This window comes from Pedobacter terrae (assembly GCF_036946585.1).
In the GTDB taxonomy this organism is placed as follows: Bacteria; Bacteroidota; Bacteroidia; order Sphingobacteriales; family Sphingobacteriaceae; genus Pedobacter; species Pedobacter terrae_C.
This window is the reverse complement of record NZ_JAQIIV010000001.1, coordinates 225,622-248,473: the sequence shown is the minus strand read 5'-3', so window position 1 is coordinate 248,473 and position 22,852 is coordinate 225,622. Positions and strand designations below refer to the sequence as shown.

Sequence of the window (22,852 nt, the reverse complement as noted above, 5' to 3'; positions counted from 1 at the left end):
GGATAGGCTATATTTGAGATCGAAAAAATGTTAGTTGTGAAGGCAATCTAGAAGCTGCAATATTTTGGAAAGCAGTTGCAGTAGCGTATTGGGCAATCCTGTCCCGCTATCTCTGCTGCTGCCGTTAGAAAAAACGGCGAGCATTCGTTCTATCGGGTTTAGGTTCGTTAGGTTTATGCTACTATGTCTGTTTTTCTGCTACCGCCTTAAGTTTTTAGCCCTGATTGTAGCAACAGACCCGAGGTACGAGGGCTATAGCGTAAAGCAGGAATTAACTTTAAAAAAGACTTGTGGTACTGCGCTGCAAAAATAAGCAAAACACAAGTTACTGTTCCAGCGCGACGAGAAAGTTATATCAATATGATATAAATGTTATAACTTTTATTGCAATAAACCGACACGCATTATAGATTAAAATCGGCTACATTTGCGGTAACAACAATACATTTACAATGAAGATAGGAATTGTTTGCTACCCCACTTTTGGTGGTAGTGGAGTGGTTGCAACAGAATTAGGTAAAGCGCTTGCTAACGAAGGGCACCAGGTTCACTTTATTACTTACAGTCAGCCCGCCAGGCTCGATTTCTTTTCTTCCAATCTTTTTTATCACGAGGTCTCGGTAAGGGATTATCCACTTTTCGATTACGCCCCGTACGAATCGGCATTGGCTAGCAAACTGGTGGATGTTGTCCGGTTTGAGCAATTGGATGTATTACATGTTCATTATGCCATTCCACATGCTTCTGCTGCTTTTATGGCGAAGCAGATTTTGGCCAGTTATGGCCTTCATATCCCTGTAGTTACTACTTTGCATGGTACTGATATTACTTTAGTGGGTAAAGATCCTACCTACAAACCTGTGGTTACTTTTTCTATTAATCAAAGCGATGGTGTAACCACTGTTTCGGAAGATTTAAAAGAGGATACTTATAACCACTTTGAGATTACTAAAGAAATTAAGGTCATACCCAATTTTATAGATTTTTCCAGATTCAGTTTACAGGCTAAAGGGCACTTTAAAAAAGCGATTGCGCCAAACAATGAGCGTATTTTAATTCACACCAGTAATTTCAGAAAAGTGAAACGTACGGCTGATGTGATCAGGATTTTCGAAAAAGTGCAGGCCGTTATTCCCTCAAAACTCTTAATGGTAGGAGATGGACCTGAACGCGCTTACGATGAACAGCTTTGCAGATCGTTGAATATTGGTGAAAACGTAAGGTTTTTGGGTAAGCAGGATGCGGTTGAAGAAATTTTATCGGTTTCAGATCTTTTCCTAATGCCTTCAGAATCTGAAAGTTTTGGTTTGGCAGCGCTAGAAGCAATGGCTTGTAAAGTGCCGGCAATTACCACGAATGCCGGCGGTTTGCCAGAGCTTAATGTGGATGGCTTTTGCGGTTACATGAGCAATGTTGGCGATGTAGATGCAATGGCCGCACATGCCATTGAGATTTTAAAAGATGATGAAACACTTAACCGTTTTAAAGAAAACGCATTCAAAAGGGCACAGGATTTCGATTTAAAAAAGATTTTACCGGTTTATGTCAGTTATTATAAAGAAGTAATTGAAAACTCTTTACAAGCTAAATATTAACTACGTCTTTCTTTATATTTTCACCACAGCAAAAACAAAGGTTTGCAGATGATAAACTCACATTGATCTTTAAACATCTGGAAAAAAAGATAATTACAGTATAGGAAATTGTTCGCTTGATCATTGGTGTCGGCAATAATTGAAAAATGTAAACTTTCTCAAAATCAAATGATTATAAATCGTATCTTTGCGGCTTGAAAAGGTTTGGTGTTTAAAAATTCCTGAATCATTTCCGCAAATTAAAAAGAGGTTATTCCAAATGAAGAAAATTGTTGATTACAGAAAGCTTTTGAGCGTAGATAAAAATGTTGAGTTAAAAGAGCTTAAATCTGTGTACCGTACATTGATGAAAGATTGTCACCCTGATAAATTTCAGCAGGAAGAAGAAAAGTTGGATGCAGAGGCGAGAAGTAAACAGATTATTGAAGCTTATCATTTCTTAGTGAGTATTGCGCCTGAAACACGCGAGCAAAATATTGAATCCTACACACAAACAACTACATTATCGAATATTCAGGATTTCGAATACAAACAACAGGTTTTAAATATCCAGTTTTTTGATGGAAGTGTTTACGAATATTTTGATGTACCAAGAGCAATCTATGTGAAATTGGTTAATGCTGATTCTCCAGGCCGTTTTGCCCGCAGACATATTTTTAATGAATTCCCATATCGTAATGTGGCCGGGGTTGCAGAACCGGCATAATACGTGAAAATATATTATTTGAAAGCTCCAATGAAAATTGGGGCTTTTTTATTTATAGCAGTTTGCGGTATTCGGTTGCTTTAAAGACCCTGAAACAAGTTCAGGGTGACGATTGCTTGTAGAATCCGTCATACTGAACTTCCGCCCGGCCGGACGGGTGTTTCAGTAGCTGTAGTAGGCATTGTTACCTAATTATCTTCCAAAGTATCAAACAAATCTATCCAATTGGGATTACTTTCATTAATAAGGTTTATCTTCCATTCCCTCCTCCAGTTTTTTAATTGCTTCTCTTTTGAAATGGCTTCTTCTATTGACTCGAATTGTTCGTAATGTATAAGTTTATTGCAATTGTATTTAGCTGTAAATGAATTTGGATACTTCTTATCCCTATGCTCAACCATCCTGAAATATAAATCTGATGTTACACCGATGTACAAAACAGTGTGAGTGTGATTGGTTAGTATGTAAACGCAGCCACCACGCTTCATAACTTCTGTTATTTTATTTAGTTTTCCTTGTACTAAAGATGCTGAAATAATTCAGGATGATACTCGTATAAAGTAAAAAGTTTAATTCATTTACCCGTTGAATCAGACTTTACTGAGCAGTGACATATCGTGCTAATAAGACCCTGAAACATCCGTCCGACCGGCCGGGCGGACGGATGTTTCAATAGCTATCACGTTATAAGATTTTGAAATATTTAATCACAGTGTTATTCTAACTCAAGATATTCTGACCAGCTTAATTCTTTAGGTAGTATTTGATTGCTAAATTCTAAATGAATTACCCTTCTTTTTTTATGGTTACTTGTTCTATTTGAGCTATGAAGGAGCAGTGGTTTCATAATCATGATGCCGCCCCGCCTTACAGAACAGCTTACTTCTTTTACGATCCTCCAGTCAATTGTTTCGGGACGATAAATACCTTTGCTGTGAGAACCGGGGATTACTTTTAATGCCCCATTATGTTCAGTGGTGTCATCAAGATGGATGCGGATGGTAAAATTTCCTTCAAGGATATGAAGAGGTGGCTGAACGGCGAACTGGTCATGTTTCTTTGTATAAGGTCCAAATCCTGTAATATCTATTTTCTGGTTAACTGATATAGTTAAATCCTGGTGATAGGAAACAAACCAATTTGACGTTTCGGGTTTGTCGAAGTAAATCGATTTAACCAAAAAATAATCTTTCCCAAATAACTCTGTAACGATGGCTTTTAGTTGCTGATTGAATATTAACGCTATGCTATCAGGGACTTCTCTTAAAAATTGTCGTATGGCAAAGAGATCGTTGGATTTCCTAAAAGTTTCTTTTGTAGAATCCACGCGGTCAATAGCCGCAAAGATATTTTCAACTTCGTCATCTGTAAATACATCATCAATCACGGCAAATCCTGATTCCCGGATTTCTTTCTCCTTTGCGACCAGATCCATCAATCAATTTTGAGATAGGTTTTATGTTCATGTATTGTTTGCATACCAAAGTTTAGCTTTAACATCAATTCTAATTTTGAATTTAATCCCATCGCAATTTTCCTTGAATAATGTTAACGTTTAATTAAAAAGCAGGCATACCGGAGCGCCAACATCAATTCTTTTGCCGCTATCAGTTAATTTCCCAGTCGTCTTATTTCTGTTAAAAATAACAATGTTATTGGTGTACTGATGTCCGACCAATAAAAATTTTCCAGTAGGATCAATGGTAAAGTTTCTTGGCCCTTTACCCAGCGTACTTACGGTTTCGATAAATTTTAACTTTCCAGTCGGTAGGATAGAAAAGGCCGAAATGCTGTTGGCATCTCCGCGGTTGGTTTCGTAAAGAAATTTACCGTCGGCAGAGACGTGGATATCTGCACCATCAATTTTTCCTGTAAAATCTTTTGGGGTAGTGCCAATTTCCTGGATTTTGGTAAGTGTGCCATTTGAATAAGCAAATGCAGTGATGCTACCATTAAATTCGTGCGCTAGATAGGCAAATTTTCCATTCGGACTAAAGGTAATATGTCGGGGGCCAGTGCCTGCATTGGTTTTAAGCACTGATTTTATAGCTAGTGTTTTTTCTTTTGCCGTTGGGTTGTAATTGTAAATATAAATTTGGTCTTCACCCAGATCGTTAACAATTAGATATTGATGATCCGGTGTAAATTTAACCATGTGTACGTGTGCACTTTCCTGTCTGCCTTTCGGATCAATGCTTTTGCCTGTATGTTTAATGATTTGCACAGCTTCTGTTAACGATCCATCTGCTTTTCGTGAAAATACCGCTAAACTGCCCCCGCTATAATTAGCCACAATTACATTTTTTGCGTCAACGGTAAGGTAACATGGATCAGCACCATGGCTATCAACCTTATTCAGAAAAATCAGGTTACCGCTTGCTGCATCATATTTAAATGCGCTAACCGTACTGGTTGCCCCGGTTTCATTAACAGCATAAACAAATTGGTTATCTGGTGAAACGGCTACATAGCTTGGGTTTGCTGTGTTTTTTGTAATACTTTTTATGAATGTGGCAGCTGTTTTAGCATTAAAACTATAAATATAAATCCCTTCACTTTTTCCAGGTGCAGTATACGTACCAACAATGAGGTTGTGATTGCTTTTTTGGGCAAATGTTACGGTAGATAGTATGGTGAGTGTAAGCAATGAACTAAATTTTTTCATGAAACGATAATGTTTATTTTAACAAAGATAAAGAAAGTTGGCTACGGAGGCACATAAAACAAGCAGGATGTTTTTTGATTTATTATCCTGATTTGCAATCTGTATGTATGAGAATGGCGATTTTATCGCCATTTAAGGTGTATAAATGTAAAGTTTATTTCTCTTCCTTACAATTGGGGACGATGCGATTCTCTATATACGTTGTGCCCGAAAAACAATAAACTAAAAAAGGCAGCCAATTGGCTGCCTTTATACTATTTAATTAAATGTTTAATCTGGATCAATTCATGTTCTTCAAGATAACGCCATCTGCCGCGTGGCAGGTCTTTCTTGGTTAAATTACCATAAACCACACGGTCTAATTTTTCTACATTATAACCTAAGTGTTCAAAAATACGGCGAACAATCCTGTTTTTTCCACTATGGATCTGGATGCCGATTTCTTTTTTGGTTCCACCTGCAACGTAAGAAATATTGTCGGGTTTAATCAAGCCATCTTCCAGCTCTAAACCAAATGCAATTTTATTTAAATCGCCTTGTGATAAAGACTTGTCCAATTCAACGTTGTAAATTTTAGTGATACCGTTTTTAGGATGCGATAATTTATCTGCTAAATCACCATCATTTGTCATTAACAACAAACCAGTGGTATTGCGGTCTAAGCGACCAACCGGATAAATACGTTCACGACTTGCTTTATCAACCAGTTGCATCACCGTACGACGTTCCTGAGGATCATCGGTAGTGGTGATGTAATCCTTTGGTTTATTCAATAAAACGTAAACTTTTTTCTCACGTTTTAGTAATTCTCCGTTGTAACGAACCAAATCCTTTGCCGGATCAACCTTATGCCCCAGTTCGGTAACGGCTTCGCCGTTTACGGTAATAATACCTGCAATGATCAACTCGTCAGCTTTACGACGAGAGCAGATTCCTGCATTCGAAATATATCTGTTTAGGCGAATTAGGCCTTTGTCTTCATTTGTTTTGCGGCCTTGGGCAATAACAGTGCGCTCCGGGCGGTTAAATTCTGTATCTCTTGGCTGCGCCTCCTCACGTTTTCTAAACGGACGGGTATCGCCTTCCCTTGGTTCTCTGGGCTTTACATCTCTTGAACTTCCAGCACTTGGCTTGAAGTCATCTGATTTGCCTCTTGATTTGTAATCTTTATAGCCGCCCTCTCTTGGTTTGTAATCTCTTGATCCGCCTTCTCTGGATTTAAAGTCGCGGTCGCCAGTTCTCGGTTTAAAATTTCTCGAATCTCCATCCTTAGATTTGAAATCGCGCTCTCCTGTTCTTGGCTTATAATCTCTTGCACCACCATCTCTTGTTTTAAAATCTCTGTCTCCTGTTCTTGGTTTGTAATCTCTCGATTTGAAGTCGCGGTCGCCTGTTCTTGGCTTGTAATCTCTTGATTTAGCGCCACGATCTTCTAAGCTCGAATCTTTAGATTTAAATTCACGATCTCCGAATTTGAAACTCTGAGGTTCCGAATCTCTTGATTTAAAATCGCGTCCGCCTGATTTTGATTTGAAATCTTTTTGATTTCCGAAAGATTTTGATTTAAAATCTTTACCGTCTGCGCTTCTGGGTTTGAAGCCATCTTTCGAATCGGATGATTTTTTGAATTTGCTGTCTTTGTCGTCTGACCTTCTTCTGTCAGATCCGGCCGAACTGCTTCTTCCTTCCGTTTTCCGTCCGCCTGATTTGGACTTGTCATCCCGACTGTTCCTGTTGTTTTTATTTATCATGATACGCTTTTAACGCATTAAAAATGCGGGCTGCAAATTTATGAAAAAATGGTGAACATAACAATTATCCGAGCGGGAAAAGTAGATAAAAAAATAGCCTCTAAAATAGGAAAAATCGTTTAAAAAACAAAATTTAAAATCCACGTTTAAAGTGGTTTAAAGGCTGTTTTTTACACTTAATTACGTAACTATTTGATAGTGTGCTTATTATTTTTTAGCTTTGCCAACGTTTTTATTAAGTTTCACCAAAAAAAGGAGGAGAATGTTAAAGAAACACATCGTACCATTTTCAGTAGTGGCAACACTATTTATTTTGGCAAAAGTGTTCACTTACCAAATGCCCTTAACAAAAAAAAGTCTTTTTAAGGAAGAAAAATTAAGCTCTACAATAACAAAAACTGATAGCATAAAAGTTGAAGACGTTGTGAAACCTCTTTCTTTAATGGCCCAGTTAAATTTCGCGGATGAAACCCTGCCTTTGGGCGATAAAAGGGTGGAAAGAAAAATGAAGAAAGTTTTGGCCGCACACAGTTACAAGAACACACACACTAATCTTTTGCACCAGAAAGCAGCAAAATGGTTCCCGATTATCGAGCCGATACTTGCCGCTTATGGTATCCCGAATGATTTTAAGTATTTGGCCTTGGTCGAATCTGGAATGACTGAAGGAACTTCGCCAAAAGGTGCAGCCGGAATCTGGCAGTTTATGCCAGGTACTGCCCGTAATTATGGATTAAAAGTGAACGGGGATGTTGATGAGCGTTATAACCTACGCAAATCTACTATTGCAGCCTGCAAATACATTAAGGAAATGTATAAGGGTTTAGAAAGCTGGACATTAGTGGCTGCGGCTTACAATGTTGGCGACGGGCGTTTGCGCAAGCAGATCAATAATCAGAATCAGGATAATTACTACAAAATGAGGCTAAACCGCGAAACCGGTGGCTATGTGTATAAAGTAATTTCCATGAAACAGATTATGGAGCACCCGAAACGTTACGGTTATAAAAAACCGAGGGTATTATTGGCTTATAACGGCGGATAATATAATTAAGATAAAGACAAGCATTTGGTAAGGCGTCCCGGTTTCAATATCGGGACGCTTTTTATTTGAAAGTGATTTCACAGATTATTGGATTTCACCGATTCGTTTTGCATCATGCTAATCAATGAGACGTGAACCAATGGGCTTTTTAGCCACGGAAGCACGGATTAACACGGAATGGTTATACCATATAAGAAATGTAAGGTCATTTAAGTGCACGTATATCTAAATATATTTGATCATTATTATAAATTTCCACTATTACAAAACACAAGTTTCTCTGATTGGTGTTTTTCCTAAACCCTAAACCCTAAACCCTAAACCCTAAACCCTAAACCCTATGAACAGTTTCCATTTAGCGATTTGCAGTTACCAATGAACAAAAGGCTAATGAACCAATTAACAGTTTACGATTTGCATTCACCAATGAACTACTGACCAATGAACTATTGAACTAATAATTTCCTTTCTTTGCATATGTTCAAACTGCGGATAAATAAAATCATCAATCAACCCGGCGATAATATTACTTTTCAATTTGAAGAGGTAGATGAATATCCTGCATATTTAGCAGGGCAGTTTTTATCACTTGTTTTTCAAGGGAGACATCAAGAAGTAAGGAGATCGTATTCTTTTAACAGTTCGCCCGACGTGGATGAGCCTTTGGCAATTACCGTGAAAAGGGTGGAAAATGGAGAGATCTCCAGGTTTCTTCATCATAAAACTTCAGTAAATGATATTCTTTTGGCACAAGAGCCACAAGGCTTGTTCAGTTATATTCCAAACGAAAATCTGGAACGTGATCTTTTTCTTTTTGGCGCAGGTGTTGGCATTACGCCATTATTCTCCATTTTAAAAACGGCATTGGTATGTGAGCAAAAATCGTTGGTTACACTCGTTTACAGTAATAGATCGAAAGAGGAGACTTTGTTTTATGATGAATTGATCGAATGGCAACAGAAATATCCGGAGAGGTTAAAGATCATCTGGGTTTTTAGCAACAGTAAAAATTTAATGATGGCCAGGCTGAATAAGTTTTATATCGAAAAATTAATTAAAGAATATTTACATTTCGATCGCGATCGGGCACTGTTTTACAGTTGTGGACCGGTTATCTACATGGATTTATGCCGTATTACGTTATTAGGTATGGGATTCGATATTAAACAGATTAAAAGAGAAACTTTTGTGTTGCCAGAGGATGAGGTTGATGAAGATGACAGTTCTGAAAAAATAGTGGACAAAAACACTTATTCCGTTATTTTAAATTTTGAAGGCAAAACCTATCATCTCGATATTCCCTGGCCCAAAAGAATCCTTGATGTTGCGCTCGAAAATAAAATCAAACTACCATATAGTTGTCGTGGGGGCGTATGTAGCACCTGTGTAGCCAATTGTACCAAGGGTGGGGTAAGGATGGATTATAATGAAGTACTTACCGATGATGAATTGGAAAGGGGCAGGGTTTTGGTTTGCACCGGCCATCCTACGGAAAATGGAACAACGATAACTTGGTAATAATTAGCTCCAGTACTTTTATTATCGTTGAATGTAATGTTGATAACAATGTTTCGGTTTTTAAAGTAGTTTTCATCATCTCAATCATCATGCTGAATTTATTTTACAAGTAGAATTAGTATTTTCAATGGTCTTGTAGCTACTGCGTGGTCAGCATCTTTTATTGATAAAGACCCTGAAATAAATTCAGGGTGACGATACGATAAATATAAAACATATTTGTAATAAATCATGTTGTTTGTAGCATGTGATTTTTGTAGAAATTAATGCTGATATTATGACAATTAATCCTTAATACAGCTTGGCTTAAACTTTCTTTTTGATAAAATTTTTAGCATTTTTGCAGATTAAAATCTGGCCTTTTTTAAGCCAGGGTTTTGTTCCCAACTTTAAATAAAATATGAGTAATAAATCTGTCGACCTCGGTGAGCAAAGGGATGTAGAAGTATATGGTGCGAGGGTACATAATTTAAAGAATATAGACGTTAGCTTTCCGCGCAACGAGCTTGTGGTAATCACAGGCTTAAGTGGCAGCGGAAAATCTTCCCTGGCTTTTGATACGATTTACGCCGAAGGTCAGCGACGATACATGGAAACATTTAGCGCTTACAGCCGTCAGTTTATGGGCGGCATGGAACGCCCGGATGTAGATAAAGTTTCGGGTTTGAGTCCGGTTATTGCCATTGAACAAAAAACCACCAGCAAAAACCCACGTTCTACCGTGGGCACCATTACCGAAATTTACGATTTTATGCGTTTGCTTTATGCACGTGTGGCTGATGCCTATTCGTACAATACTGGTGAGAAAATGGAACGCATGAGTGAGGACCAGATCCTCCAGAATATCTTTAATAAATTTGATGGTTTGGCTGTAAATATCCTTGCGCCTGTAGTTAAAGGTAGAAAGGGGCATTACCGTGAGCTTTTTGAGCAAATCCGTAAACAGGGTTATGTAAAAGTGCGTGTTGATGGAGAGATTAAGGATATTACTGCTAAAATGCAGGTAGATCGCTATAAAATCCACGATATCGAAGTGGTGATTGATCGCCTGATTGTTGATGTAAAAGATAAAAAGCGCCTGCTCGATTCGTTACAAATCGCAATGAAAATGGGTAAAGGGGTAATCAAAATCAGTGATAAGGACAATAACGTAGCACATTTTAGTAAATTTTTGATGTGTCCTACCACGGGTATTTCTTACGATGAGCCTCAACCCAATAGTTTTTCGTTCAACTCACCTTATGGTGCCTGTGAGCGCTGTGATGGTTTGGGGTATATTTTTGTGGTGGATAAAGAGTCGGTTATCCCGAATCCAAAACTGAGTATTTTAAACGGTGGTTTGGCTCCATTAGGCGAATACAGAGATATCTGGATGTTCCAGGTATTAAAAGCTTTGGCCAAAAAATACAGTTTCTCACTTTCTACACCTATTGAGAAATTAAGCGACGAAATCATCAACATCATTTTAAACGGTTCGCCCGATCTGATCAAGGTTGAGGTAGAATACAATAAATGGAACGTTCAGAATTATAACATCACTTTCGATGGGATCATTAAAATGCTCGAAGAGCAGAACGAAAAGAGGAGCGAATCTGCAGCTGACGATATGGATGAGTTCAGGAAACTGAAAACCTGTCCGGAGTGCCATGGTGCCCGTTTGAAACGAGAAAGTTTGCATTTTAAGGTAGATGGCAAAAATATTTTTGAACTTTCATCAATGGATATCAATAACCTTCATCAATGGTTTGAAAAGGTTGATGAACGTTTATCCGACCGTCAAAATATTATTGCGAAAGAAATTTTAAAGGAAATTAAAGCCAGAATCGGCTTTTTGACTGATGTAGGGTTGACCTATTTAACTTTAGACCGTACCGCACGTACACTTTCTGGTGGTGAGGCACAACGTATCCGTTTGGCTACGCAGATCGGTTCGCAATTAATGAATGTTATGTACATTCTCGATGAGCCAAGTATCGGTTTGCACCAGCGCGATAACGAACGTTTGATAAATGCACTTAAAAACCTCCGTGATTTAGGAAATACCGTGTTGGTGGTAGAGCATGATAAGGATATGATTCTGGAGGCTGATTGGGTAATTGATGTTGGTCCTGGTGCCGGTATTCATGGAGGAACAGTGGTTGCAGAAGGAACCGCCGCACAGATTCTGAAGTCGAATACTTTAACCGCTGATTACCTGAATGGTAAAAGGAGCATTGAAACACCAAAAGTGCGCAGAAAAGGCAACGGACATAAATTGTCGCTGATTAAGGCAACGGGGCATAACTTAAAAGAGGTTTCCGTAGATTTTCCTTTGGGTAAATTTATTGCAGTAACCGGCGTTTCAGGAAGTGGTAAATCGAGTTTAATTACCGAAACTTTATATCCGATTTTGAACCATCATTTTTTCAGAGCTAAAAAAACACCTTTGCCTTACGAAAAAATCAATGGCTTGAAAGAAATTGATAAGGTAATTGAGATTGATCAGGCGCCGATTGGTAGAACCCCGCGCTCTAATCCGTCTACTTACACAGGTGTTTTCTCTGATATCAGGAATTTGTTTGTGCAGTTGCCTGAGGCCAAGATCCGTGGTTACAAACCCGGTCGTTTCTCTTTTAATGTTAAAGGTGGTCGTTGCGAAACCTGCCAAGGTGCTGGTTTAAAGGTCATCGAAATGAACTTTTTGCCCGATGTGCAGGTGCCTTGCGAAGAGTGTGGCGGTAGAAGATACAACAGGGAGACCTTAGAGGTGCGTTTCCGTGGAAAATCCATCAGCGATGTATTGGATATGAGTATCGAAGATGCCTGTACGTTCTTTGAAAATATTCCAATCATCTATAGAAAGATCAAAACCTTAAAAGATGTGGGCTTGGGTTATATTACCTTGGGTCAATCATCTGTTACCTTATCAGGAGGAGAGGCACAGCGTGTTAAACTGGCAACAGAGCTTTCTAAAAAGGACACCGGAAAAACGTTCTATATATTAGATGAGCCTACAACCGGACTCCACTTTGAAGATATTAACGTGCTTTTAGGTGTATTGCAGGAACTGGTTGATAAAGGAAATACGATTTTGGTGATCGAACATAATTTAGATGTGGTTAAAGTTGCCGATTGGGTAATTGATTTAGGGGAAGAAGGCGGTGCTGGCGGCGGAAGGATTTTGTTTGAAGGTACACCGGAAGGTTTAATCCAGAATCCAATCAGTTTAACAGGTAAGTTTTTGAAAAAGGAAATGGAGTGGAGCCCGCAGTCCGAAGTCGGCAGCCCGGAGTCCAAAGTTAAAGCGCCAAAAAAAAGCAAGGCTGCAAAAAAATAGACTCATAATGAAAGTATCAAGAACGACAAATCAATCTTGATACTCAATTCTAAATACTTGATACTATAATAAAACATGCTTTTTACCGATACCCATACCCATTTATATTACGAGCAGGATGAAGAAAAACAGGCCCAGTTAATGGAACGTTGTTTTGAAAGCGATGTGAACCGTTTGTTTTTGCCCAATGTTGATGTGAAATCAATTGCAATGATTGATGAACTGGTGGCGAAATATCCGGCAAACTGCTTTGCAATGGCTGGCCTGCATCCCTGTGATGTAAAGGACGATTACCTGGCGCTGTTGGATATAATATATAGTAGCATTGTTGACCGGAAAATTTACGCCATTGGCGAAATCGGGATTGATTTATACTGGGATAAATCTACTTTGGCCATTCAGCAAGATGCATTCCGTAAACAGATTGGCTGGGCAAAAAAATTAGGACTACCTATTGTAATCCATTGCAGAGAAGCTTTTGATGAAGTTTTTGAGGTGTTGGAAAGTGAAAAAGATGTAAAATTGCGTGGTATATTTCATTGTTTCACTGGTAATTTGGCACAAGCCCGACAAGCTATCGATTTGAACTTTTATTTAGGCATTGGCGGTGTGGTTACTTATAAAAATGCAGGTTTGGATGCTGTCCTTGCTGATATACCGTTAGCAAATCTGGTTCTTGAAACCGATTCTCCTTATCTGACCCCTGTTCCTTTCCGTGGTAAACCCAATGAAAGCAGTTACTTGATTTATATCGCCCAAAAAGTAGCTGATATTTATCGCGTTTCTATTGAAGAAATAGCGGATGTAACCACAGAGAATTCGAGAAAAATTTTTGGTGTTTAGGATTTAGATCGGTCTTCAATTCGACTGAAGCGCAGTCCCGAATGTTCGTGAGAGAAATTTTTCTCTCAAGATTTATCATCTATCCGTAGCGTTAAGAAGAACTTTACGGATGCTGAATGAAAAAGAGTCCATTTCTAATCCGTAGAGGCACTTTGCTTAATGCTATGGATAGTATGTTATTTCTTGATATGTATAATACGCTGCATGAATAATTATTAATTATGTAATAATTTTCCGATTTAATTATTATTTTGATAATTATATTTCAATAATATTAACTTTTATTGTTAATTTAAAAATATCGCCCAATCATTTACAAATTTTTAGTTTCTTTGCGTTGAGCAACCTTCACTAAACCAAATGACCAAAATACTTATTATCTATACCGGTGGTACCATTGGTATGGTTAACGACCCTACAAACGGAATGTTGGTTCCGTTTGATTTCGAGCAGATCAAAGAAAACGTTCCAGAACTAAGCCGTTTAGATTATCATTTAGATGTACATTCTTTTAATCCGGTTTTGGATTCGTCAAATATGGATCCTGAAATATGGAAAACACTGGCAGAACTGGTTTATAACAAATATGATCAGTATGATGGCTTTGTGATCTTGCATGGGTCAGATACCATGGCTTTTACCGCTTCAGCATTAAGTTTTATGCTCGAAAATTTAGATAAACCAGTCGTGTTAACCGGATCTCAGCTGCCAATCGGCGAAATCAGGACTGATGCGAAAGAGAATCTGATTACTGCTTTAGAGATTGCAGCAACAAAAGAAGACGGTAAGGCGCTTTTTCCTGAGGTTTGTATTTATTTTGATGCACAACTATTCAGGGGCAACCGCTCCATAAAATACAATAGCGAAAAGTTTGAGGCTTTCCGATCACCCAATTATCCTGTGTTGGCAGAGGCTGGTGTACATCTACAGTTTCACAGAAACTATATTCTAAAAGCTACCGGTGGCGAGCTAAAATTGCACACCAATTTTAATGCTAACATTGGTGTGCTCAAATTATATCCTGGAATTACACCGCAAGCGGTACAGGCCATTACCGATTCAAAAGTAGATGCCATTATTTTAGAAACTTTCGGCTCCGGCAACACTTCCACGGCCCAGTGGTTTCTAGATAGTTTAAGGCAGGCTATTTTAAACGGAAAAATTATCATTGACATTTCTCAGTGTAAAAAAGGCTCCGTGCAATTAGGTCGCTACGAAACCAGTAGGGAATTGTTAAAAATGGGAATTGTAAGTGGTTACGATTTAACTTTCGAAGCTACGGTAACCAAACTGATGTTTGTAATGGGCTTGGGTTTATCGATAGAAGAAAGCCGGAAATTGATGGATGAATCGTTACGGGGTGAATTGACTAAAGATTAATGTCACAAACTCATAGTGCGTGAAAAAAAGTTAGGGTGTAAATTGTAACTGATAACTGATTTGGGCGTTCCCCAATCCTGTGAAATACGGGAAAGGGGCGGGCTTTCCAGGGCTACGCTTCGCTCCGGTGCCGATGAAGGTCGGCACTGAACCCTTACAATCCCTAACGCAAAACCCACCTTTTCAAAAGCTTACACATTCCTAAAACCTACGAGGTTTGCATCAGAATAAGTAAAACTTCTGCAATTATGAGCAGCATCATTTCGGTTATCAGTATTTAGCCCTATTTTTGTTATGAGAAAGGTATAAGGCGAAAGGTTTAAGGTGTAAGGTTGTTTTTGCTTATGCCTTGATACTCACTTCTAACATCTCAATACTCAAATCTAAAGAATGAAAATAGAACAAATATATACAGGTTGCCTGGCAGAAGCCGCTTATTACATTGAGAGTGACGGTGAAGCTGCAATAATAGATCCTTTAAGAGAAGTTGCAACTTATTTAAAGAAGGCAGAAAAAGCTGGTGCTGCCATTAAATATATTTTTGAAACACATTTTCATGCCGATTTTGTTTCCGGTCATGTAGATTTAGCCGAAAAATCGGGTGCAGAAATTATCTACGGACCAACTGCCAAGACTGAATTTAAAGCGTACATTGCTAAAGATGGCGAGCAATTTAAAATCGGCAGGCTGACCATAACAGCACTACATACACCTGGGCACACCTTAGAATCGACAACTTATTTGCTAAAAGATGAAAATAGTAAAGACCACTGTATCTTTAGTGGGGATACTTTGTTTATTGGTGATGTTGGCCGTCCGGATTTAGCACAGAAGGGTAATTTAACCATGGATGATTTAGCCGGAATGCTTTACGATTCGTTAAACGAAAAGATAAAACCTTTAGCTGACGATGTAATTGTTTACCCTGCTCACGGTGCTGGTTCTGCTTGTGGCAAAAGTATGAGCAAAGAAACTTTTGATACCTTGGGGCATCAGAAACAGGTAAATTATGCTTTAAAAGCAGAAACGAAGGAACAGTTTATTGCTGAAGTAACCGATGGTATAATGCCTCCTCCGCAATACTTTTCTAAAAATGCGGCCATGAATAAAGGCGGAGTAGAAAGTATTGATGACGTTTACGAAAAAGGATTAAATGCCTTAACGCCGCAACAATTTGAGGATCTGGCCAACCAAACGGGCGCCATTATGCTCGATACCCGCGATCCGCAGGTTTTTACAAAGGGATTTATTCCAAACTCGATCAATATCGGTTTAAACGGACAATTTGCACCTTGGGTTGGCGCTTTGATTAGCGATTTGAAACAACCAATTCTATTGATTACCGACGTGGGAAAAGAAGAAGAAACGATTACGCGTTTAACCCGTGTGGGTTATGATAATACCATTGGTTATTTGGATGGAAGCTTTGAAAGATGGACAGATGCCGGAAAAGAAATTGATACCATTGAATCGATTTCTGCAGATGCTTTTGAAGAAGCTGCCTTAAATGGCCAAATCAAAGCACTTGATGTGCGTAAACCAGGTGAATATGAAGCTGAACATTTGGAGTTTACATTGAGTCGTCCGTTAGATTTTATTAACGACTGGACTGGCGAGATCAATCCAAAAGCTACCTATTATATTCATTGTGCAGGCGGTTACCGCTCGATGATCGCCGCGTCTATTTTAAAATCACGTGGTGTAGAAAATGTAATTGATGTAGCCGGTGGTTATGGCGCTATAAAAAATACCGGTTTAAAAAGAACTGATTTCAGTTGTCCGAGTAAAGCAATGAAAGTTTAATAGCGGGCGAGATCGTTATTTTAAGCATCAGTTAAGTAGTTGCAAAGCTATCTTATTATATTCCGCGTTGATATACTATAAAGTTATGGTAGGAGAAAGATTTTTTTGTCTGTTTTACTTATCGTTACGTGATTCGGTATTTTTGGTCAGTTAAATTGCTACTTTCAATAACTCCTCATAAGCATTTCCCTCAATTTCCAGTAATTTGGCGAAGGCCGGTTCGGTTTTATAGCCCTGTTTTTTTAAGGCGATAATTTCCTGTCTGAAAATTTCTCCTTTTTCTAAAAGTAGTTGATATTCAATTAACATATGGCGATAGGCATTTTGCTTTATTGTTGGTATGGCCTGACCAAAAATTTCAAATTCAAAATCATCTATAAAGAAATTGGCTTTTATGGATTTAAAGGTTGAGTTCTTGGTGATTTTAAAGCCTTTTTCGCTTTGGAAATAATTGGTCAGGATTTCGGTAAAAGTAACCTTATCCTGTACATCGCAGATGATATCCAAATCACTGTTTTCAATGTCTATATTAATGGGTATAGTACCGACTAAAATAGGCTGATATGGGGCTAGCTTTTCTAAAATTTTGTTATCGGTTAAAACCTGATAAGCTTTCTTTTGCTTCTCATTTCCAGATTGGAGATAGGAGATATTGAGGAAGTTGATCATTGGTAGTGAATTGTTGTCAAAGTTAATACACCTGGGTTAAGTATTGGTAGTGCTTAACGCTGTCCGTAAAGCCCCTCGGAACCCTAAACAGATCGGAAACTTTACAAGTAGAGGGATTTGTGGGTCGGTTTGACACCCACCAATATGATTGTCATCCTGAATGAAATGAATGATCTTTTGAATGCGATTAAAATTCTTAATTTGGTAGGAGTGATAATAGGCCTCTTCCATATAACGAAAAGCCCATCTCAATTAAGAAATGGACTTTGTATATTCAAATCCTTAAGATGCTGAAACACCCGTCCGACAGGCCGGGCGGAAGTTCAGCATGACGGTTCGCGGATTTAATCTTCTACAATTTCACTATTTAAGCTTACATCATCTTTTACATCTTCTTTAAAGTAGTTTTTCTGAAAGATCAAGATCAGTATCACCCCAACCGAAATTGCGGCGTCTGCAAGGTTAAAAACAGGTCTAAAGAAAACAAATTCTTCTCCTCCCCAGATCGGAAGCCAGGTCGGGAAATGACCTTCGGCAATCGGGAAATAGAACATATCAACCACACGGCCATGAAACCAGGTTTCATATCCATAAATCTTCCCATAAAAAACCGAGTCGATAATATTTCCTAAGGCGCCGGAAAAAATCAACGCGACGTTTAAAATTAAACCGCGGTGATATTTATGCTTAATCAGGTAGTGTAGGCCATAACCAATTCCTGCAACGGCAGCAATGCGGAAAAGCGATAAAGCTAGTTTACCAAATTCGCCACCAAACTCCATCCCAAAGGCCATTCCATTGTTCTCGGTAAAATGGATAATAAACCATTTCCCAATAATGTGGAACTCCTGCCCAAGGTACATATGTGTTTTAACCCAAGTTTTAACCAGCTGGTCGGCAAGTAAAACTAAAAAGATAACAATTAAAGGTTTTGTATAGCCTTTCATTAACTCTGTTTTAATTTAGCTTCCATGCTTAAAGTAGCATGAGGAACAGCACGTAAACGCTCTTTTTGGATTAATTTACCGGTTTCGCGGCAAATACCATAAGTTTTATTCTCAATACGCACTAATGCGTTCTCCAGGTTATCGATAAATTTTTTCTGACGCGCAGCCAACTGATTGATCTGCTCTTTCTCCATTGTTGCCGAACCATCTTCCAATGTTTTGTAAGCACCAGAGGTATCTTCTGTTCCGTTAGCATTAGGATTACTTAATGATGCGGTAAGCGCATTAAGCTCTTCTTTTGCCATGCGTAATTTATCTTGAATTAATTCTTTAAATTCCTGAAGTTCACTGTCTGAGTAGCGTGTTTTATTACTGTTTTCCATGTTTTTAATTTAGTTTTCTAATATATGGATTTATATTTTAGTTACTGAAATGCTTAACTCAACATCGTCAATCACGATTTTGTTTGCATTATTTACAGCATCTGTTAATTCAAATTCATCAGCCAATATTTCAGCGCAAATGTAGGCCTTGTTTTTATCAACTGCGCTGGCTACCAGATTATCATTTTGTAATGAAACTTTAATCCTATCGGTTACTTCAAAGTTCAAATCTTTCCGTAGGTTCTGGATACGGTTAACCAATTCCCGTGAAATACCTTCCTGTTTAAGCGCTTCCGAAATGGTTACGTCCAAAGCAACGGTTAAGTTGCCTATATTGGTAACCTGCCATCCCGGAATATCTTCAGCAAAAACCTCAACATCATCATTCAGGTCAATAGCATGTTGAATGTTGTCACTACCGAAAACATTGATATAACCATCAACTTCCAAACGTTGGATATCGTCCTGCGTCATATTCTCTAAAGCTTCTTTTACGATGCCCATATCTTTGCCTACTTTTTTACCCAACGATTTAAAGTTTGGTTTCAGCTTTTTCTTTACGATGCCATGCGTATCGGTTATAAATTCGATATGTTTCACATTGGTTTCAGACAGGATATAATCGGCAACTTTAGAAATCTTCTGTTCAAAATCGCCATTTAAAGATGGAATTAAGATTTTTGCTAAAGGCTGACGCACATTGATGCCCGATTTTTTACGCAATGACAAAACCATCGACGAAATATCCTGCGCATAAACCATTCTTTCGTTCAATGCGTTATCTGTTAAACTTGGGTCAGCTTCTTTCCATAAGGTTAAGTGGACCGATTCTGCTGCGTAGGCATCTGTTACAGTTAAGTTTCTGTACAACCAATCTGCAAAGAAAGGTGCTACAGGACTCATCAGTTGTGCCAGGCTTTCTAAACAGGTATAAAGTGTTTCGTAAGCAGCACGTTTATCATCAGTCATTTCGCCTTTCCAGAAACGGCGGCGGCTTAATCTGATGTACCAGTTACTTAAATGTTCATCAACAAAAGTCTGGATGGCACGGGTTGCTTTAGTTGGCTCATAAGTATTGTAGCTTTCATCAACTTCGCTGATTAAATTCTGCAACAGGGATAAAATCCAACGGTCTAACTCTGTCCTGTCTTCAACTTTGCTTAGGTTGTTTTTGTCGATCTCGAATTTATCGATATTGGCATATAAGGCAAAGAAGGCGTAGGTATTGTAAAGCGTTCCAAAGAATTTACGGCGTACTTCATCCAAACCTTCCAAACTAAATTTAAGGTTGTCCCATGGCGATGCATTGCTGATCATATACCAACGCGTAGCGTCTGCACTATAAGTTTCGATGGTGCTAAAAGGATCAACAGCATTGCCTAAACGTTTAGACATTTTGTTGCCGTTTTTATCCAGTACCAGGCCGTTCGAAACGACATTTTTAAATGCTACCCCAGGGTTGCCAACTTTTGCGTTTACTGCTTTAATTTCGTCACTGGCTTCGCTCAACATTACGGCAATGGCATGTAAGGTAAAGAACCAGCCACGGGTCTGGTCAACACCTTCTGCAATAAAATCAGCAGCATAAGCGTTTTCAAACTCTTCCTTGTTTTCGAAAGGGAAGTGCCACTGTGCATAAGGCATAGCACCGCTATCAAACCAAACATCAATCAGGTCAGTTTCGCGGGTCATTTTTTCGCCTTTTGAAGAAGTTAAAATTACATCATCAACATAAGGGCGGTGCATATCTTTTAGTTCAAAACCTGCTGGCATTAAACCAGCCTCGATAGATTTTGCAATCTCAGCATTTAGATCAGCGATAGAACCTATACATTTCTCTTCCGTTCCGTCAGCCGTACGCCAGATGGGCAATGGTGTACCCCAATAACGCGAACGCGACAAGTTCCAGTCAACCAGGTTTTCTAACCAGTTACCAAAACGACCGATTCCTGTCGATTCCGGTTTCCAGTTAATTCCTTTGTTTAACGCTACCATTTTATCTTTAACTGCAGTGGTTTTGATAAACCAGCTATCTAATGGATAGTATAAAACCGGTTTGTCCGTTCTCCAGCAATGTGGATAGGTATGGACATATTTTTCAACCTTAAAGGCTTTATTCTCTTCTTTTAACTGGATGGCTAACTCAACGTCAACTGATTTTTCAGGTGCTTCACCATCTTTATAATATTCATTTTTGACGTATTTGCCACCGTAATTTCCGCCTAGTGAAGCGATAAATTTTCCTTGTAAATCAACCAAAGGAACTGGATTTCCCTTTTCATCTAAAACAAGCATTGGCGGCACTTCAGGTGTAGCCAGTTTAGCTACCCGGGCATCATCTGCACCAAAAGTTGGTGCAGTATGCACAATACCAGTACCATCTTCGGTGGTCACAAAATCTCCTGAAATTACCCTGAAGGCATTTTCAGCATTTTGGTAAGGCAAAGCATAAGGTAATAATTGCTCGTATTTAATGCCGACTAAATCAGCACCCACAAATTCTGCTAAAACAGTATATGGGATTTTTTTATCTTCAGCTTTGTAGTTTGCAAAAGCTTCATCGCTTTCGGCTAAAATGTATTTTCCGGCAAATTGTTTACCCACCAAAGCTTTTGCAAGTACCACCTGGATCGGCTCAAAAGTATATTGATTAAAAGTTTTAACCAGTACATAATCGATCTTCGGTCCTACGGTTAATGCCGTGTTGCTTGGCAATGTCCATGGGGTGGTTGTCCAGGCTAAAAAGTGAACTGTACCAAAACCCTTTAATGCTTCAGGTAAAGTAGACTCAATAGTTTTAAACTGCGCAACAATCGTAGTATCACTTACATCTTTATAAGTGCCTGGCTGGTTCAGCTCGTGCGAGCTTAAACCTGTACCCGCTGCAGGCGAATAAGGTTGAACGGTATAACCTTTATATAAAAATCCTTTGTCATAAAGCTGTTTTAAAATCCACCAAAGGGTTTCGATGTATTCATTTTCATAAGTGATGTATGGATTTTCAAGGTCAACCCAGTAACCCATTTTTTCGGTCAGGTCGTTCCATACATCGGTATAGCGCATAACCTCGGTACGGCAAGCTTCATTGTATTCGTCTACACTGATTTTTTTACCAATATCCTCTTTGGTAATGCCCAGTTTTTTCTCTACAGCAAGTTCAATCGGAAGACCATGTGTGTCCCAACCACCCTTACGTTTAACCTGGTAGCCTTTTAAAGTTTTATAGCGGCAAAAAATATCCTTAATTGCACGCGCCATTACATGGTGAATCCCTGGCATGCCATTGGCAGACGGTGGGCCTTCGTAAAAAGTAAACGGATTAGATTTAGGGCGAGAAGAAATGCTTTTTTCAAAGATGTTTTCCTTTTTCCAAAAATCTAATATTTCCTGTCCTATTTTGGCAAGTTCCAGTTGTTTAAATTCGCTATACATCAATTAAGTACCTCAAAAAATTAAAGGTTGCAAAGTTAACAGAATTGGCTGAATTTTGGTAGTTTTGATGTAAATACTTTTGACGTGAAATTATTTAATATTGGGCTTACCTTAATGATCATTGCCGTAATTGTTTTGCCAGTTATTGTGGTAATAAGCCCTTCTGACCGTAATTTTGTGCTTTATGGTTTTTATTTCTGCGGTCTGGTCGAACTTATTGGGCTTATTTTTGTTTTAATCCATATCATAACACTAAAAAGAAAGACCCTATGATTAAGCTATTAAAATTGCAGAAGGCTGTCTTTGTAATTGCTGCAGGGCTGCTTTCTTTTATCGCCTATAAAATTCTGGATGCTAACGAGGTAAAAGGGAGTATCTATTTTCAAATGCTGGCAGGTGTACTCATTATGATTGGCGCACTTTGGCTGCTTTATCCAATTTTATTTGCCAAAAAAGACAAGGATGGCAATGCCGAAATTATTACCGATCCGACTGTTGAGGTTCCGGTTGATGAAGAGGATAAAAAATCTGCAACAGAATAAATCGGCGAAAATCTATTATATAAGCCATACTTTATTGGTGCTTATGTGCACTCATATTTCTTATATGGTTAAAAAGTTTTTGGAAAGCAAGACCAGCATTTCATTTTAATGTCAGCCCTGCTGTTTGCTATAGCCCTCATGCTTCGGGGCTGCCGCTGCCATCAGGTTTAGATGATTTGGGTCTGTGCGAGAAAACCGTAGAGGTTGAGCTCCATATTTGCCTAAAATAATAGCCTTAAATGTTTAAACCCAAGGCT

17 protein-coding genes are annotated in these 22,852 nt (G+C 38.6%); 9 read left to right on the top strand and 8 right to left on the bottom strand.

Features of this window, described 5'->3' with window-relative positions:
- Positions 1-452 precede the first annotated feature (452 nt).
- The gene (gene bshA / locus PGN18_RS01100; protein WP_335317504.1) at positions 453-1,595 is read left to right on the top strand and encodes an N-acetyl-alpha-D-glucosaminyl L-malate synthase BshA; all 1,143 of its coding nucleotides are present in this window, start codon (positions 453-455) and stop codon (positions 1,593-1,595) included.
- Positions 1,596-1,854: 259 nt separating this feature from the next.
- A complete protein-coding gene (locus PGN18_RS01095) occupies positions 1,855-2,301 on the top strand; it encodes a KTSC domain-containing protein (RefSeq protein WP_335317503.1) in 447 nt (148 codons plus the stop codon).
- A 188-nt stretch (positions 2,302-2,489) separates the two neighbouring features.
- On the opposite strand, the gene PGN18_RS01090 is transcribed toward PGN18_RS01095, so the two are convergent.
- The 4 genes from PGN18_RS01090 to PGN18_RS01075 all read right to left on the bottom strand — a co-directional run bounded on the left by PGN18_RS01090 (position 2,490) and on the right by PGN18_RS01075 (position 6,717).
- The gene (locus PGN18_RS01090) at positions 2,490-2,789 is read right to left on the bottom strand and encodes a GIY-YIG nuclease family protein (RefSeq protein ID WP_335317502.1); all 300 of its coding nucleotides are present in this window, start codon (positions 2,787-2,789) and stop codon (positions 2,490-2,492) included.
- Between the two features lie 227 nt (positions 2,790-3,016).
- Complete coding sequence (locus tag PGN18_RS01085; RefSeq protein WP_335317501.1) at positions 3,017-3,736, bottom strand: phytanoyl-CoA dioxygenase family protein; 720 nt, start codon at positions 3,734-3,736, stop codon at positions 3,017-3,019.
- A gap of 120 nt (positions 3,737-3,856) precedes the next feature.
- Positions 3,857-4,966 (bottom strand): lactonase family protein, encoded by a 1,110-nt coding sequence (locus PGN18_RS01080; protein WP_335317499.1) that lies wholly within the window; start codon positions 4,964-4,966, stop codon positions 3,857-3,859.
- A 254-nt stretch (positions 4,967-5,220) separates the two neighbouring features.
- Complete coding sequence (locus PGN18_RS01075; protein WP_335317498.1) at positions 5,221-6,717, bottom strand: pseudouridine synthase; 1,497 nt, start codon at positions 6,715-6,717, stop codon at positions 5,221-5,223.
- Positions 6,718-6,979: 262 nt separating this feature from the next.
- Here PGN18_RS01075 and PGN18_RS01070 point away from each other — a divergent pair, with 262 nt between their 5' ends.
- The 6 genes from PGN18_RS01070 (at position 6,980) to PGN18_RS01045 (ending at position 16,622) form a co-directional block, all read left to right on the top strand.
- The gene (locus tag PGN18_RS01070) at positions 6,980-7,762 is read left to right on the top strand and encodes a lytic transglycosylase domain-containing protein (RefSeq protein ID WP_335317497.1); all 783 of its coding nucleotides are present in this window, start codon (positions 6,980-6,982) and stop codon (positions 7,760-7,762) included.
- A 477-nt stretch (positions 7,763-8,239) separates the two neighbouring features.
- Entirely contained in the window at positions 8,240-9,280 is a 1,041-nt protein-coding gene (locus PGN18_RS01065; RefSeq protein ID WP_335317496.1) for a ferredoxin--NADP reductase, read from the top strand.
- 400 nt (positions 9,281-9,680) lie between these two features.
- Positions 9,681-12,596, top strand: coding sequence for an excinuclease ABC subunit UvrA (gene uvrA / locus PGN18_RS01060; RefSeq protein WP_335317495.1), 2,916 nt, complete (start codon positions 9,681-9,683; stop codon positions 12,594-12,596).
- A 75-nt stretch (positions 12,597-12,671) separates the two neighbouring features.
- The gene (locus PGN18_RS01055) at positions 12,672-13,439 is read left to right on the top strand and encodes a TatD family hydrolase (protein WP_335317494.1); all 768 of its coding nucleotides are present in this window, start codon (positions 12,672-12,674) and stop codon (positions 13,437-13,439) included.
- Positions 13,440-13,799: 360 nt separating this feature from the next.
- On the top strand, positions 13,800-14,819 hold the full coding sequence (locus PGN18_RS01050) for an asparaginase (protein ID WP_335317493.1): 1,020 nt from the start codon (positions 13,800-13,802) through the stop codon (positions 14,817-14,819).
- 390 nt (positions 14,820-15,209) lie between these two features.
- Positions 15,210-16,622 (top strand): MBL fold metallo-hydrolase, encoded by a 1,413-nt coding sequence (locus PGN18_RS01045; protein WP_335317492.1) that lies wholly within the window; start codon positions 15,210-15,212, stop codon positions 16,620-16,622.
- Positions 16,623-16,772: 150 nt separating this feature from the next.
- On the opposite strand, the gene PGN18_RS01040 is transcribed toward PGN18_RS01045, so the two are convergent.
- The 4 genes from PGN18_RS01040 to ileS all read right to left on the bottom strand — a co-directional run bounded on the left by PGN18_RS01040 (position 16,773) and on the right by ileS (position 22,053).
- Positions 16,773-17,291 (bottom strand): DUF4269 domain-containing protein, encoded by a 519-nt coding sequence (locus PGN18_RS01040; protein ID WP_335317491.1) that lies wholly within the window; start codon positions 17,289-17,291, stop codon positions 16,773-16,775.
- A 344-nt stretch (positions 17,292-17,635) separates the two neighbouring features.
- Positions 17,636-18,238: a lipoprotein signal peptidase gene (locus PGN18_RS01035; protein ID WP_335317490.1), complete on the bottom strand. Its 603-nt coding sequence runs from the start codon at positions 18,236-18,238 to the stop codon at positions 17,636-17,638.
- The gene (locus tag PGN18_RS01030) at positions 18,238-18,621 is read right to left on the bottom strand and encodes a TraR/DksA family transcriptional regulator (RefSeq protein ID WP_090984197.1); all 384 of its coding nucleotides are present in this window, start codon (positions 18,619-18,621) and stop codon (positions 18,238-18,240) included. Before PGN18_RS01030 ends, PGN18_RS01035 begins: the two co-directional genes overlap by 1 nt.
- A gap of 30 nt (positions 18,622-18,651) precedes the next feature.
- Positions 18,652-22,053, bottom strand: coding sequence for an isoleucine--tRNA ligase (gene ileS, locus PGN18_RS01025; protein ID WP_335317489.1), 3,402 nt, complete (start codon positions 22,051-22,053; stop codon positions 18,652-18,654).
- Positions 22,054-22,322: 269 nt separating this feature from the next.
- Between ileS and PGN18_RS01020 the strand changes: the two genes are divergently transcribed.
- Positions 22,323-22,595: an isoleucyl-tRNA synthetase gene (locus PGN18_RS01020; protein ID WP_335317487.1), complete on the top strand. Its 273-nt coding sequence runs from the start codon at positions 22,323-22,325 to the stop codon at positions 22,593-22,595.
- The last annotated feature ends 257 nt before the right edge of the window (positions 22,596-22,852 follow it).